Annotated in this window: 14 protein-coding genes; 6 read left to right on the top strand and 8 right to left on the bottom strand. The window is 71.1% G+C overall.

The window, feature by feature from the left end; translation table 11 throughout:
• Window positions 1-7: 7 nt before the first annotated feature.
• From ACIQZN_RS25925 to ACIQZN_RS25915, 3 genes are read right to left on the bottom strand one after another with little or no spacing between them, the layout of a single operon-like run.
• Complete coding sequence (locus ACIQZN_RS25925; RefSeq protein WP_361349211.1) at window positions 8-1,141, bottom strand: Mrp/NBP35 family ATP-binding protein; 1,134 nt, start codon at window positions 1,139-1,141, stop codon at window positions 8-10.
• Window positions 1,142-1,185: 44 nt separating this feature from the next.
• Window positions 1,186-1,740: a DUF1003 domain-containing protein gene (locus tag ACIQZN_RS25920; protein WP_018105493.1), complete on the bottom strand. Its 555-nt coding sequence runs from the start codon at window positions 1,738-1,740 to the stop codon at window positions 1,186-1,188.
• Window positions 1,730-3,004, bottom strand: coding sequence for a magnesium transporter MgtE N-terminal domain-containing protein (locus tag ACIQZN_RS25915; RefSeq protein ID WP_403998384.1), 1,275 nt, complete (start codon window positions 3,002-3,004; stop codon window positions 1,730-1,732). Before ACIQZN_RS25915 ends, ACIQZN_RS25920 begins: the two co-directional genes overlap by 11 nt.
• Before the next feature lie 206 nt (window positions 3,005-3,210).
• Here ACIQZN_RS25915 and ACIQZN_RS25910 point away from each other — a divergent pair, with 206 nt between their 5' ends.
• Window positions 3,211-3,981 (top strand): hypothetical protein, encoded by a 771-nt coding sequence (locus ACIQZN_RS25910; protein ID WP_403998381.1) that lies wholly within the window; start codon window positions 3,211-3,213, stop codon window positions 3,979-3,981.
• A 27-nt stretch (window positions 3,982-4,008) separates the two neighbouring features.
• On the opposite strand, the gene ACIQZN_RS25905 is transcribed toward ACIQZN_RS25910, so the two are convergent.
• Window positions 4,009-4,524 carry a hypothetical protein gene (locus tag ACIQZN_RS25905; RefSeq protein ID WP_391259271.1) on the bottom strand — a complete coding sequence of 172 codons (516 nt, stop codon included), beginning with the start codon at window positions 4,522-4,524 and terminating at the stop codon, window positions 4,009-4,011.
• A 23-nt stretch (window positions 4,525-4,547) separates the two neighbouring features.
• Window positions 4,548-5,669, bottom strand: a complete 1,122-nt coding sequence (locus tag ACIQZN_RS25900) for a magnesium and cobalt transport protein CorA (protein ID WP_403998378.1) — start codon at window positions 5,667-5,669, stop codon at window positions 4,548-4,550.
• 405 nt (window positions 5,670-6,074) lie between these two features.
• Here ACIQZN_RS25900 and ACIQZN_RS25895 point away from each other — a divergent pair, with 405 nt between their 5' ends.
• Window positions 6,075-6,659 (top strand): suppressor of fused domain protein, encoded by a 585-nt coding sequence (locus tag ACIQZN_RS25895; protein ID WP_403998375.1) that lies wholly within the window; start codon window positions 6,075-6,077, stop codon window positions 6,657-6,659.
• Between the two features lie 53 nt (window positions 6,660-6,712).
• Here the strand turns inward: ACIQZN_RS25895 and ACIQZN_RS25890 are convergent, their stop codons facing one another.
• Window positions 6,713-7,960: an MFS transporter gene (locus tag ACIQZN_RS25890; RefSeq protein WP_403998372.1), complete on the bottom strand. Its 1,248-nt coding sequence runs from the start codon at window positions 7,958-7,960 to the stop codon at window positions 6,713-6,715.
• A gap of 205 nt (window positions 7,961-8,165) precedes the next feature.
• On the opposite strand from ACIQZN_RS25890, the gene ACIQZN_RS25885 reads away from it, so the two are divergent.
• The 3 genes from ACIQZN_RS25885 (at window position 8,166) to ACIQZN_RS25875 (ending at window position 10,504) form a co-directional block, all read left to right on the top strand.
• Window positions 8,166-8,810 (top strand): DUF6758 family protein, encoded by a 645-nt coding sequence (locus ACIQZN_RS25885; protein WP_403998369.1) that lies wholly within the window; start codon window positions 8,166-8,168, stop codon window positions 8,808-8,810.
• Between the two features lie 99 nt (window positions 8,811-8,909).
• Window positions 8,910-9,776 (top strand): PHP domain-containing protein, encoded by an 867-nt coding sequence (locus ACIQZN_RS25880; protein WP_403998366.1) that lies wholly within the window; start codon window positions 8,910-8,912, stop codon window positions 9,774-9,776.
• A 122-nt stretch (window positions 9,777-9,898) separates the two neighbouring features.
• Complete coding sequence (locus ACIQZN_RS25875; protein ID WP_403998363.1) at window positions 9,899-10,504, top strand: MarC family protein; 606 nt, start codon at window positions 9,899-9,901, stop codon at window positions 10,502-10,504.
• 91 nt (window positions 10,505-10,595) lie between these two features.
• On the opposite strand, the gene ACIQZN_RS25870 is transcribed toward ACIQZN_RS25875, so the two are convergent.
• A complete protein-coding gene (locus ACIQZN_RS25870) occupies window positions 10,596-10,748 on the bottom strand; it encodes a hypothetical protein (RefSeq protein ID WP_018105503.1) in 153 nt (50 codons plus the stop codon).
• A gap of 209 nt (window positions 10,749-10,957) precedes the next feature.
• Between ACIQZN_RS25870 and ACIQZN_RS25865 the strand changes: the two genes are divergently transcribed.
• Window positions 10,958-11,845, top strand: a complete 888-nt coding sequence (locus ACIQZN_RS25865; RefSeq protein ID WP_403998359.1) for an NYN domain-containing protein — start codon at window positions 10,958-10,960, stop codon at window positions 11,843-11,845.
• A 35-nt stretch (window positions 11,846-11,880) separates the two neighbouring features.
• Here the strand turns inward: ACIQZN_RS25865 and ACIQZN_RS25860 are convergent, their stop codons facing one another.
• Window positions 11,881-12,726: an alpha/beta fold hydrolase gene (locus ACIQZN_RS25860; RefSeq protein ID WP_403998356.1), complete on the bottom strand. Its 846-nt coding sequence runs from the start codon at window positions 12,724-12,726 to the stop codon at window positions 11,881-11,883.
• Between the last annotated feature and the right edge of the window lie 110 nt (window positions 12,727-12,836).

The following is a 12,836-nucleotide window of genomic DNA, read 5'->3' as shown; positions in this document are numbered from 1 at the left end:
GCGCGGGTCAGAACTTGTTGCGCGGGGTGATGCCCAGCGACATGCCGGACAGGCCGCGCTGACGGCCGCTCAGCTTGCCCGCGATGGTGCGCAGCGCCTTGCCGGCGGGGGAGTCGGGGTCGGACAGGACGACGGGCTTGCCCTCGTCGCCGCCCTCGCGCAGCCGCACGTCGATCGGGATCGCGCCCAGCACCGGCACCTCGGCGCCGACCGTCTTCGTCAGCCCCTCGGCGACCTTGGCACCGCCGCCCGAGCCGAAGACGTCGACCATCTCGTCGCAGTGCGGGCACGGCATGCCGGACATGTTCTCGACGACCCCGACGATCTTCTGGTGGGTCTGCACGGCGATCGAACCGGCTCGCTCGGCCACCTCGGCGGCGGCCTGCTGCGGGGTCGTGACGACCAGGATCTCCGCGTTCGGCACGAGCTGCGCGACGGAGATCGCGATGTCACCGGTGCCCGGCGGCAGGTCGAGCAGCAGGACGTCCAGGTCGCCCCAGAAGACGTCGGCCAGGAACTGCTGGAGCGCGCGGTGCAGCATCGGGCCGCGCCAGACCACCGGGGCGTTGCCCGGGGTGAACATGCCGATGGAGATGACCTTCACGCCGTGCGAGGACGGCGGCATGATCATGTTCTCGACCTGGGTCGGACGGCCGTCCACGCCGAGCATCCGGGGCACGCTGTGACCGTAGATGTCCGCGTCCACGACACCGACCTTGAGCCCGTCCGCCGCCATCGCCGCGGCCAGGTTCACCGTCACCGAGGACTTGCCGACGCCGCCCTTGCCGGAGGCGACCGCGTACACCCGGGTCAGCGAGCCGGGCTTCGCGAACGGCACCTCGCGTTCCGCCGTGCCGCCGCGCAGCGAGGTCGCGAGGTCCTTGCGCTGCTCGTCGCTCATCACGTCGAGGGTGACGTCGACCCGCGAGACGCCCTCGACACGGGCCACCGCGTCGGTCACGTTCCGGGTGATCGTCTCGCGCATCGGACAGCCGGAGACGGTGAGGTACACCGTGACAGCGACCACACCGTCAGGATCAATGTCGACCGATTTCACCATGCCCAGCTCGGTGATCGGACGGTGGATCTCGGGGTCGTTCACTGTCGCCAGTGCCTCAAGCACCGCGTCTTCCGTAGCCATAGGAACGATGGTACGGCGCCGTACTGTACGCGTGGGTAGCCCCGTCAGCGGTCTTCGTCACTCTCGGCCGACAGCAGGGCCCGGCGGTCGTCCAGGTCCTTCACCAGGTCCTCCAGCTCGGACCGGATCCAGTCCCGGGTGGCGACCTCGCCCAGGCCCATCCGCAGGGCCGCGATCTCCCTGGTCAGGTACTCGGTGTCGGCGATGGAGCGCTCGTTCTGCTTGCGGTCCTGCTCGTGCGTGACCCGGTCCCGGTCGTCCTGCCTGTTCTGCGCGAGCAGGATCAGCGGAGCCGCGTACGACGCCTGGAGCGACAGCATCAGGGTCAGGAAGATGAACGGGTACTGGTCGAACCTCAGGTGCTCGGGCGCGAAGATGTTCCACGCCACCCACACGATGATGATCAGCGTCATCCAGACGATGAACCGGCCGGTGCCCAGGAAGCGCGCGATGCGCTCCGAGAACCGGCCGAACGCCTCGGGGTCGTACTCCGGGAGCAGCCGCCGGCGCGGCGCCTTCGGCTGGTCGAGCCGGTTCCTCGGCGTACGGGTCAGCGCCGTCGAACCGTTCGACGCGCGGGCGCGGTCGTCACCGGTCACGGAGCACCCCCTCACGGCCGAGGAAGTCCGTCTCCCGCCAGTCCTCCGGCAGCAGGTGGTCCAGCACGTCGTCCACGGTCACCGCGCCCAGCAGCGAGCCGCTCTCGTCCACCACCGGCACCGACACCAGGTTGTACGCCGCCAGATAGCTGGTCACCACCGGCAGCGGGGTGTCCGGCGTCAGCGGCACCAGATCGCTGTCCACCAGCGAGCTGACCAGGGTGAACGGCGGGTCCCGCAGCAGCCGCTGGAAGTGCACCGTGCCCAGGTACTTGCCCGTCGGCGTCTCGTCCGGCGACCGGCACACGTACACCTGCGCGGCCAGCGCCGGTGACAGGTCCGCCTGGCGCACCCGGGCGAGCGCGTCGGCGACCGTGGCGTCCGGGCGCAGGATGACCGGCTCCGTCGTCATGAGGCCGCCCGCGGTGCGCTCCTCGTACGACAGCAGCCGCCGCACGTCCGCCGCGTCGCCCGGGCGCATCAGCGTCAGCAGCCGCTCCTTGTCCTCCTCGGGCAGCTCGGAGAGCAGGTCGGCCGCGTCGTCCGGGTCCATCGCCTCCAGGACGTCCGCCGCGCGCTCCTCCTGGAGCTTGCCGATGATCTCCACCTGGTCGTCCTCGGGCAGCTCCTCCAGGACGTCGGCGAGCCGGTCGTCGTCCAGCGCGGCCGCGACCTCGGCCCGGCGCTTCGGGGTCAGGTGGTGCAGCGCGTTGGCGACGTCGGCGGGGCGCAGCTTCTCGAAGGTGGCGACCAGGGACTCGGCGCCCTGCCCGTGCTCCTCCAGCGAGAAACCCTTCACCGCCGACCACTCGACGGTCAGCGTCTCGCCCTTGCGGCGCAGCGCCCCGCCCCGGCCCTTGCGGACGAAGTACTTGTCGATCTCCCAGTCCCGGCGGGCGGGCAGCTGCTGGATGGCCACGTCCAGGATGGTGACCTCCTCGTCCGTCTCCACCAGGCGCACCCGGCGGTCGAGGAACTCGCCGAGCACCAGGCGTTCGGTGGGCCGCTGCTCGAAGCGCCGCATGTTGACCACGCCCGTGGTGATCACCTGCCCGGACTCCACGCCCGTCACCCGGGTCATCGGCAGGAAGATCCGCCGCCGGCTCACCACCTCGACCACCATGCCGAGCAGCCGGGGCGGACGGCCGCCGACGCGGAGCATCGCCACCAGGTCGCGGACACGTCCCACCTGGTCGCCGTTGGGGTCGAAGACCGGCACACCGGACAGGTGCGAGACGAAGACCCGGGGCGTCACCGGCGTCATCCCCGCACCTCCTCGCTCGCCTCCGGACGGCCCCCGGCCGCCCGCTTCCGACAGTTGTCGCGCTCTGATGACGTGATCAGGCTAGCCCGTGCGCACGCGGACCGCCCCGGCTGGCCGTCCGTACGGCTCCGGGTCCGATGGCGTAGGCCACCCGGGTACGCTGCCGTCTGCCACCCCCCACCATGGATACGAGAGGCAGTGCGCCTGTGACCTCTTCCGCCCCGGCCGTACGGACCCGCCGCCGGACCGCATCTCTCGCCGTCGTGCTCTGCGCGGGGCTGACCGCGGCGCTGACCGCGTGCGGGGGCGAGGACCCGGACGAGGGGACCAACGGTGTCGGCAAGCTCTCCGCGCCGGAGATCGAGAAGAAGGCGCAGACCGCGACGGACTCCGCCGACGCGGTGCGGCTCGCCGGGACGCTGGTCAGCAAGGGCGGCACGTACAAGATCGACATGCGGCTCAAGGACAAGGGCGGCGCCGGCTCCGTCACCTCGAAGAACAGCACCTTCACGCTGCTGCGGATCGGTGACGAGCTCTATCTCAAGGCCGACGCCGGCTTCTGGAGCCACGACGACCAGGGCAAGGCGGACACCGGCAAGGACGGCACGGCGGCGGCCGACAAGCTGGAGGACAAGTACGTCAAGGTCCCCGAGGGCGACCCCACGTACAAGCAGCTGAGCGGCTTCACCGACAAGAAGGTGCTGCTGGACGGGATGCTCACGCTGCACGGCAAGCTCACCAAGGGCGACCGCGACAAGGTCGCCGGGGTGCGCACCGTGCGGATCATGGGCGGCGAGGGCGCGGGCGGCGCGCTCGACGTGGCGCTGGAGGGCAAGCCGTATCCGCTGCGCTTCGCCCGGGGCGGCGGCGGAGGCGTGATCACGCTCGCCGACTGGGGCGAGGACTTCACGCTGAAGGCCCCCTCGAAGGACGAGACCGTCGATTACGGCAAGCAGCTCCCGAAGACGTCGTCGTAGGGCGCCTGAGACGGGGGGCTCGGCGCGCTACTTGCGCAGTGAGCGCTTCAGCAGGCGCGGCAGGCCCGCCGGGACCGGCAGCCGGGTCGTCGCCGTCGTCGGCAGCGGCGCGGCCGCCCCGGAGGTCTCGGGCAGTTCGGTGCGGGCGTCCAGGGGCGTGAGCCGGACGACCCGGCACTCGCGCGCCCAGCGGTCCGTCATCCGCTCCGCGTCCGGCGCGTTCAGCCGCTTGCCCTTCAGCTCGGCGACGGCGGCCTCCCACTCCTCGGAGTGCGGGGCGAGCACGGTGACCGAGGCGGACCAGGCGACGAGGCGGCCGCCCTTGTCCTTGCTGCGGACGGTGACCTCGGCGGTGGCGCCCTCGGTGAGCCCGGCCGGGAGCGGCTGCTCGCCGGGGCCGTCGCCGACGAGGTGGGCGGCGCCCTCGTGCCATACGTGCCACAGGGCCCGCGCCGCGCCGGTGGCGCGCACCCAGACGAGGCCCGACTTCTTCGTGGCCTCCTCGACGAGGGCGGGCCCGAGCAGCGTGTCAGCAGCAGTCATGGAGCAGAGCTTAATGGGGACGCTCAGAGCCAGCCGTTGCGCTTGAGCATGCGGTGGATGGAGAAGCAGACCACCCCGATGAAGCCCATCACCGTCGGATAGCCGTACGTCCAGCCCACCTCCGGCATGTGCTTGAAGTTCATGCCGTAGACCCCGCAGATCATCGTCGGCACGGCGATGATGGCCGCCCAGGACGTGATCTTGCGCATGTCCTCGTTCTGCGCGACGGTCGCCTGCGCCAGGTTGGCCTGGAGGATGGAGTTCAGCAGCTCGTCGAAGCCGATGACCTCTTCCTGTACCCGCACCAGGTGGTCGGCGACGTCCCGGAAGTACTTCTGGATGTCGGGGTCGATCAGCCGCATGGGCCGTTCGCTCAGCAGCTGCATGGGGCGCAGCAGCGGGGAGACGGCCCGCTTGAACTCCAGCACCTCGCGCTTGAGCTGGTAGATCCGCCCGGCGTCCGAGCCGCGCGGGCTTCCCTTGTCCGGCGTGGAGAAGACCTCGATCTCCACCTCGTCGATGTCGTCCTGCACCGCGCCCGCCACCGCGATGTAGCCGTCGACCACATGGTCGGCGATGGAGTGCAGGACGGCGGAGGGGCCCTTGGCCAGCAGTTCGGGGTCGTCCTCCAGGCGGTGGCGCAGGGCGCGCAGCGAGCCGTGTCCGCCGTGCCGCACGGTGATGACGAAGTCCCGGCCGGTGAAGCACATGACCTCGCCGGTCTCCACGACCTCGCTGGTCGCGGTCAGTTCGGCGTGCTCGACGTAGTGGATGGTCTTGAAGACGGTGAACAGCGTGTCGTCGTAACGCTCCAGCTTCGGGCGCTGGTGGGCGTGGACCGCGTCCTCCACGGCGAGCGGGTGCAGCCCGAACTCCCGGGCGATGCCCGCGAATTCCTCCTCGGTCGGCTCGTGCAGCCCGATCCAGGCGAAGCCGCCCTTCTCCCGGACCCGGAGCATCGCCTCGCGGGCGGTGCGGCAGGTGCCGTCCGCCTCGGCGAGCCGGCGGCCGTCCCGGTAGACCGCGCAGTCGACCACCGCGCTGGAGGCGGACGGGTCGCGGGTGTTGTCGTAACTGTTGTGCAGGGGGGTGCTCTTGCGCAGGGAGGGGCGCACGACAGCGCGCAGGTCACGGATCATCGACATGGCTGGCTCCTTCGCGGAGGGCCGTCGTCGGGGGGCCTGGAACAGCCCGGAATGGGGACGTGGACTCACATCCGCAAAGCGGGCGGCACCGCGGCGACAGGACGACGGCGTTCGCTACAGACAGGTAAAAAGCTGTGCTCTTCCGTCGTGCGACATGCCAGGGCCCCGACCGGGTGTCAGATCACACGGAGGGGCGTCCGGCGGAAGAGCGGTTGGTACTGCACGATCGACTCGGATCCACCGCAGCCCCACCTCCTCCTGCCGGTCCCCCGTGGGGGATGACGTTGCGCCGGGACTTGAGAGCAACGCTTCAGCGTGCTGTCCCGGGCCGACACCCCAGGCTAGCAGCCACTACAGGGCCAATCCCTTACTTTGCCCGTTCCATACGCGACCTATGCTCGCGGCATGGCAGAAATTCTTGCTCTGGTCGAGGCGCGTCTGCGGACGGCCCTGGGTGAACCGGACGCACGTGCGGCAGTGACGTTTCTCGGGACGGACCGGATCGAGGTGCTCCGTTTCATCGACGGCGACGTCGTGCGGTACGCCACGCTCGGCATGTCCGCCCAGCCGATGTCCGACCCGACGGCCGTCGTGGCCGACCCGCTGAAGGGCCCGCGCGCCGAGCTGGTCCTGTCGGTACGGGGCGGCCTGGCCGACACCGACCAGGTGCTGCGCAAGCTCGCGGTGCTCGCGGCCTCGCCCCAGGTGGAGGGCCTGGTCGTGGCGCCCGGCGCCTCGCTGGACGTCGGCGAACCGCTGTGGCCGGGCGCGCCGTTCACCTCGGTGCTCGTCGCGGAGAGCGGGGGGCTGGTGGAGGATCTGGAGCTGGACGAGCCCTTGGAGCCCGTGAGGTTTCTGCCGCTGCTGCCGATGACGCAGAACGAGGCCGCCTGGAAGCGGGTCCGGGGTGCGCAGGAACTCCAGGAGAAATGGCTGTCGCAGGGGACCGACCTGCGCGATCCCCTGCGACGCTCCGTGACACTGGACTGATGTGACTCTCGGCTGACGCGACTCCGGGCCGGCGTGGCTCCGGACTGCCGGCCTCAGTTGGCGAAGACCGTCACGCCGTCCTCCGTGGCGTGCTTCGGCTCCAGCTCCTCCGCCTCGTGGGTCAGCGCGGAGCGCCGTATCCAGACCACGATCGCACCGAGCACCGAGGCGACGGCGGCGACCACGAACGGGATGTGGATGTTGCTCCACTCCTCGATCTTCGGGGCCAGGTAGGGCGCCGCGGCGGCGGCGAACCAGCGGACGAAGTTGTAGCCCGCGCTGGCGACCGGGCGCGGCGCGTCCGAGACACCGAGCGCCAGCTCCGTGTACACGGTGTTGTTCATGCCGATCAGCGCGCCGGACACGATGGTGCAGACGATGGCCGTGGTGTGGCTCCCGTAACCGAGGACCACCAGGTCGGCGGCGAGCAGCACCAGCGAGGCGCCGAGCACCTTGAGCGAGCCGAACCGCTGCTGGAGCCGGGGTGCGACGAGCACCGAGAAGACCGCGAGCAGCAGGCCCCAGGCGAAGAAGACGGCACCGGACTTGTACGGGGTCATGTTCAGCACGAACGGGGTGAACGCCAGGATCGTGAAGAACGCGTAGTTGTAGAAGAACGCGGACGCCGCGACGGAGGCGAGCCCGCCGTGGCCGAGCGCCTTGACCGGGTCGAGCAGTGAGGTCTTACGGGCCGGCTTGGGCTGCTCCTTCAGGAACGCCGTGATGCAGACGAAGCCGATCGCCATCAGCGCGGCCGTCCCGAAGAACGGGTAGCGCCAGCTGGCGTCACCGAGCAGGGCGCCCAGGAGCGGCCCGCACGCCATGCCGAGGCCGAGTGCCGACTCGTACAGCAGGATCGCCGCCGAGCTGCCGCCGGCCGCCGCGCCGACGATCACCGCGAGCGCGGTCGAGACGAACAGCGCGTTGCCCAGGCCCCAGCCGGCCCGGAAGCCGACCAGCTCGCCGACGGACGAGGAGGTGCCGGAGAGCGCCGCGAAGACCACCACGAGCGCCAACCCGGCCAGCAGTGTCTTGCGGCCGCCGATGCGGCTGGAGACGAAGCCGGTCACGAGCATCGCGACGGCGGTGATCAGGAAGTACGAGGTGAAGAGCAGGGACACCTGGCTCGGTGTCGCCTCCAGGCCCTTGGCGATGGACGGCAGGATCGGGTCCACCAGGCCGATGCCCATGAAGGCGACGACGGATGCGCCCGCCGTGGCCCAGACGGCCTTCGGCTGGCGCAGGATGCTGACCGGCTCCTGGTTGAACGGATCCTCTCCCGTTACTGCCTCTGACGGCATGGGCCTCTCCCTCTCCACTGGCTCCACTGAATCGATGCGTTATGCACAGAATAAGTTAGAGAAGCTAATGAATGCAAGTTACATCTAAATTCCGTGGTGGCGGCCCGGTGGCCGGACGACGCGCGGGGTAGAGGGGTCTGGGTGCGCGGCGCGCAGGGGTGATCGTCCTTGACGCGGCGATGGCCGGAGAGGACCGTGGGACGGTATGAGGGGCGAACCAAGTTGCCCGAAGTGCGGAGGCCGGGTCAGGGCGCCCGGGCTGTTCGCCGACACCTGGCAGTGCGATGAACACGGCGGCGTGCACCCGCTCCAGCCGGTCGTCCCGCCGAGCGTCGAGGCGCTCGGCGTCGCGGTGCACCGGGCGCAGGTCCCCGTGTGGATGCCCTGGCCGCTCCCCGTCGGCTGGCTGTTCACCGGGGTCGCCAGTGCCGGCGACGACCGCACCGGCGGACGCGCCACCGCCGTCGCCTGCTCCGGGCCCGGACCGCTCGGCGGCATGGGCGAGCTGCTCCTCGTCGCCGAGGAGCTGGGCGTCGGGCTCGGCGCACGGTACGCGGGCATCGACGGACCGGACCCCGGACCCCTCCTGAGCGTGGACGGCCCCCCGGACTCCAAGGTGCTCGCCGCGGGACGCCCGACCCCCCTCTGGCACGTCAGGCACGCCCCCGCCGACCGCGCCGTCTTCGCGGGCGAGGCACGCGGACTGTGGCTGTGGGCCATCGTGTGGCCCGAGCAGTCCGGACTGCTGATGTACGACGAGCTGGTGCTCACCGACCTGCGCGACGCCGGGGGAGAGGTGGACCTGGTGCCCTGCGGCGCCCTCACCCCCCGCCTGCTGACGGGCCCCTGAGGGGGCCTCCGCACCGCCCTTCGCACCGTCCGGACCAAGCTCGCGCGCCGGTTATCCTGGGGTGTCCCCCGTCCGGCCGCGAGCACTGGAGTACGAGTCGTGCGCATCGATCTGCACACCCACTCCACCGCGTCGGACGGCACGGACACCCCCGCCGAGCTGGTGCGCAACGCAGCCGCCGCGGGCCTGGACGTCGTCGCCCTCACCGACCACGACACCGTGCGCGGCCACGCCGAGGCCGCCGCCGCCCTGCCCGAAGGGCTCACCCTCGTCCCGGGCGCCGAGCTGTCCTGCCGCATCGACGGCGTGGGCCTGCACATGCTGGCGTACCTCTTCGACCCGGACGAGCCGGACTTCGCCCGCGAGCGCGAGCTGGTCCGCGACGACCGGGTGCCGCGCGCCCAGGCCATGGTCCGCAAGCTCCAGGGGCTGGGCGTCCCCGTCACCTGGGAGCAGGTCGCCCGGATCGCCGGAGACGGCTCGGTCGGCCGGCCGCACGTCGCCACCGCCCTCGTGGAGCTGGGCGTCGTCCCGACGGTGTCCGACGCTTTCACGCCGGACTGGCTCGGCGACGGCGGGCGCGCCTACGCGGGGAAGCACGAGCTGGACCCCTTCGACGCGATCCGGCTGGTCAAGGCCGCGGGCGGCGTCACCGTCTTCGCCCACCCGGCCGCCGTCAAGCGGGGGCGTACGGTGCCCGAGGCGCGGATCGCCGAGCTGGCCGCCGCCGGGCTCGACGGCATCGAGGTCGACCACATGGACCACGACGAGCCCACCAGGACCCGGCTGCGCGCCCTCGCCGGCGAGCTCGGGCTGCTGACGACCGGCTCCAGCGACTACCACGGCAGCCGCAAGACCGTGGAGCTCGGTACGTACACCACCGACCCCGAGATCTACGGCGAGATCACCCGGCGCGCCACGGGAGCCTTCCCGGTGCCGGGCGCCGGCGGACCCGCGTCCGCGTAACGGCACCCGCTCGTTCCTTCTCTGCACCCCGCCGCCGTCCGGCATGTCCGGGCGGCGGTGCGGTGCGCCTCTTCCCCGCGGCGACCCGCCGCACACCCGCTCACTCCCCGCAAGGCTCACCCGTGTTCGACGTCGCTGTCTTCGGATCCCTTTTTCTCACCCTTTTTGTGATTATGGATCCGCCCGGAATCACCCCGATCTTCCTCGCCCTCACCGCCGGCCGCCCCGCCAAGGTGCAGCGCCGGATGGCCCTCCAGGCCGTCGCCGTCGCCTTCGGCGTCATCGCCGTCTTCGGCCTGCTCGGCCAGCAGATCCTGGACTACCTGCACGTCTCCGTACCGGCGCTGATGATCGCCGGCGGGCTGCTCCTGCTGCTCATCGCGCTCGACCTGCTGACCGGCAAGACCGACGAGCCGACGCAGACCAAGGACGTCAACGTCGCCCTCGTACCGCTCGGCATGCCGCTGCTCGCCGGGCCCGGCGCGATCGTCTCGGTGATCCTCGCCGTGCAGCACGCCGACAGCGTGGCGACCCAGGTCTCCGTCTGGACGGCGATCCTCGCCATGCACATCGTGCTCTGGCTGACCATGCGCTACTCACTGCTGATCATCCGCGTCATCAAGGACGGCGGCGTCGTGCTCGTCACCAGGCTGGCCGGCATGATGCTGTCCGCCATCGCCGTGCAGCAGATCATCAACGGCGTCACCCAGGTCATCCAGGGCGGCTGAGCGGGACCCGGACGCAACAGCGCCCCCGCACGATCGTTCCGTGCGGGGGCGCTTCGTCTTCGTTACGTCGACAACTCACATCGGCAAGGTGTTATGAAGCCGGACTTTCGGCCGGTCGGATATAGATGCGCTGGCCCGTAGCCGCGGCCTGCTGCACGATCCGCTTGACGGAGGCGGCGTCCACGACGGTGCTGTCCACGGCGGTACCGTCGACATCGTCGAGTCGCATGATCTCGAAGCGCATAGGGCTTCCCTTCGTCTGATCCTCCTGCTGGAGAACTACTGGGAGGACGGTGTCCCGTCCGCAAGGATGAGGAGCGCCAGGCATGCCTGTCGTGCGCCCCACAGTGATGACAACGACTTGCTTCCTGCAATCATTCCCTACGCTAAGGAAATTTTTCGGATGTCTAAGTACCGGCTGGTAATCGAGCGTGCGGGAACGACGGGTCGCGCATGAACGACGTGGAGATCGGCGAGCGGCTGGACCGCACCAACGCCCTGCTCGAACGCGTCCTCGCCGAGGTCTCGAAGACCCCGTCGACCCACGCGATCTTCGTGGACGCGGGCTATGTGTACGCCGCCGCCGGGCTGCTCGTCACCGGCACCGAGGACCGGCGCTCCTTCGACCTCGACGCCGAAGGGCTGATCGAGGCGTTCATCGACAAGGCCCGCACCATCTTCGCGGACAGCCGGCTGCTGCGCGTGTACTGGTACGACGGTGCCAGGCGCCGTATCCACACCACCGAGCAGCAGACCATCGCCGAACTCCCCGACGTCAAGGTCAGACTCGGCAACCTCAACGCCAACAACCAGCAGAAGGGCGTCGACTCCCTCATCCGCACCGACCTGGAGTCGCTCGCCCGCCACCGCGCCATCAGCGACGCCGCTCTCGTCGGCGGCGACGAGGACCTCGTCTCGGCCGTCGAGGCCGCCCAGGGCTACGGCGCCCGCGTCCACCTCTGGGGCATCGAGGCCGGCGAGGGGCGCAACCAGGCGGAGCCGCTGCTCTGGGAGGTGGACAGCCAGCGCACCTTCGACCTGGACTTCTGCCGCCCCTACGTGACCCGACGCCCCGTCACCACCTACGAGGAGGACGCCCCCGCGCCCTCCCGCGACGACGTCCACTTCGTCGGCGCGCAGATCGCGGCGGCCTGGCTCGCCGCGCGCGGCCGGGAATCCCTGGTCGACCTGCTGCCCGGCCACCCCTTCCTGCCGGGCTCGGTCGACCAGGACCTGCTGCACGAGGCCGAACGCCTCCTCCAGCGCTCCCTGCGCGGCCACCCCCCACTGCGCCGGGCACTGCGCGACGGCTTCTGGCAGCACCTCCAGTCCCAGTACTGAGACCCGCCTTCACGGGCCGCCGGTACGGGGAAGAGCTACAGCCCGTCCCAGAAGGAGGCGAGCGCGGCGGCGGTCGCCTCCGGGCGGCCCGTGTTGGGGGAGTGCTCGGCGCCCTCGATCCTGGTCCGGCGCGCCCCGAGCCGCACCGCCATCTCGTCCAGCACCGGCACCGGCCAGACGTCGTCCACCTCGCCGGAGACGACATGGACCGGCAGCCCGGTCGCGGCGAGCTCGGCCACCCGGTCCGGCTCGGTGGCCAGCTGGCGGCCGGTCGCGATCAGCTGGGCCGGACGGTGGAGCAGCCAGCGCCGCCGCAGGTCCTCGCCGCCGGTCTCCGCCTCGGCCGGAGGGTCGAAGGCGCGCATCGCCTCCCAGACGGCGTCCATGGTCATGGTGGCCAGCGCGTCACCGAGGATCTTCAGCTTGATCTGCTGCGCCTCGACCACCTCGGCGGGCCCCGAGGACATCAGGGTCAGCGAGCGGAACGGCGCCGCGTCCCTCAGGACGGCGGCCCGGCAGAGCTGTCCGCCGAGCGAGTGGCCCAGCAGGTGCACCCCGCCCTCGCCGGCGCCGAGCGCGGCCGCCTGGGCGAGCACGTCACGGGCCAGCTCCTCCTGCGCGTACTCCTGGAGGCCGTCCGTCCCCGGGCTCTCGAACTGGCCGCGCCCGTCGACGGCGACGGCCCGGTAGCCCGCCTCCGCGAGCGGTTCGAGCAGCGCGATGAAGTCCTCCTTGCTGCCGGTGTACCCGGGCACCAGCAGGGCGGTGCCGCGCGGGGTCCCGGCGGGGGCCGCGTCCAGCACGGCGAAGTCCCCACGCGCGGTGGGCAGCGCACGGGCGCGGGCGCAGGAGGGCGGGATGAAAGTGGGTGGCCGGCTCATGGAACGAGGTTAAGACGTCCCGCGCGTCCGCGAACGGCGGGCGGCACCGTCCGCGAATGACGGGCGGCCCCGGGGAAGAGATCCCCGGGGCCGCCCGTCAGGTGCTGCGT

It is taken from the genome of Streptomyces sp. NPDC097595 (assembly GCF_044761525.1).
Lineage (GTDB): Bacteria > Actinomycetota > Actinomycetes > Streptomycetales > Streptomycetaceae > Streptomyces > Streptomyces drozdowiczii_A.
This window is presented reverse-complemented; position numbering and strand designations above follow the sequence as displayed.

Coding starts and splice junctions, on each gene's coding strand:
- ACIQZN_RS25890 (WP_403998372.1), bottom strand. CDS start 7,960: ATGCCGTCAGAGGCAGTAACGGGAGAGGATCCGTTCAACCAGGAGCCG.
- ACIQZN_RS25865 (WP_403998359.1), top strand. CDS start 10,958: ATGAACGACGTGGAGATCGGCGAGCGGCTGGACCGCACCAACGCCCTG.
- ACIQZN_RS25915 (WP_403998384.1), bottom strand. CDS start 3,004: ATGACGCCGGTGACGCCCCGGGTCTTCGTCTCGCACCTGTCCGGTGTG.
- ACIQZN_RS25905 (WP_391259271.1), bottom strand. CDS start 4,524: ATGACTGCTGCTGACACGCTGCTCGGGCCCGCCCTCGTCGAGGAGGCC.
- ACIQZN_RS25900 (WP_403998378.1), bottom strand. CDS start 5,669: ATGTCGATGATCCGTGACCTGCGCGCTGTCGTGCGCCCCTCCCTGCGC.
- ACIQZN_RS25925 (WP_361349211.1), bottom strand. CDS start 1,141: ATGGCTACGGAAGACGCGGTGCTTGAGGCACTGGCGACAGTGAACGAC.
- ACIQZN_RS25870 (WP_018105503.1), bottom strand. CDS start 10,748: ATGCGCTTCGAGATCATGCGACTCGACGATGTCGACGGTACCGCCGTG.
- ACIQZN_RS25860 (WP_403998356.1), bottom strand. CDS start 12,726: ATGAGCCGGCCACCCACTTTCATCCCGCCCTCCTGCGCCCGCGCCCGT.
- ACIQZN_RS25885 (WP_403998369.1), top strand. CDS start 8,166: ATGAGGGGCGAACCAAGTTGCCCGAAGTGCGGAGGCCGGGTCAGGGCG.
- ACIQZN_RS25895 (WP_403998375.1), top strand. CDS start 6,075: ATGGCAGAAATTCTTGCTCTGGTCGAGGCGCGTCTGCGGACGGCCCTG.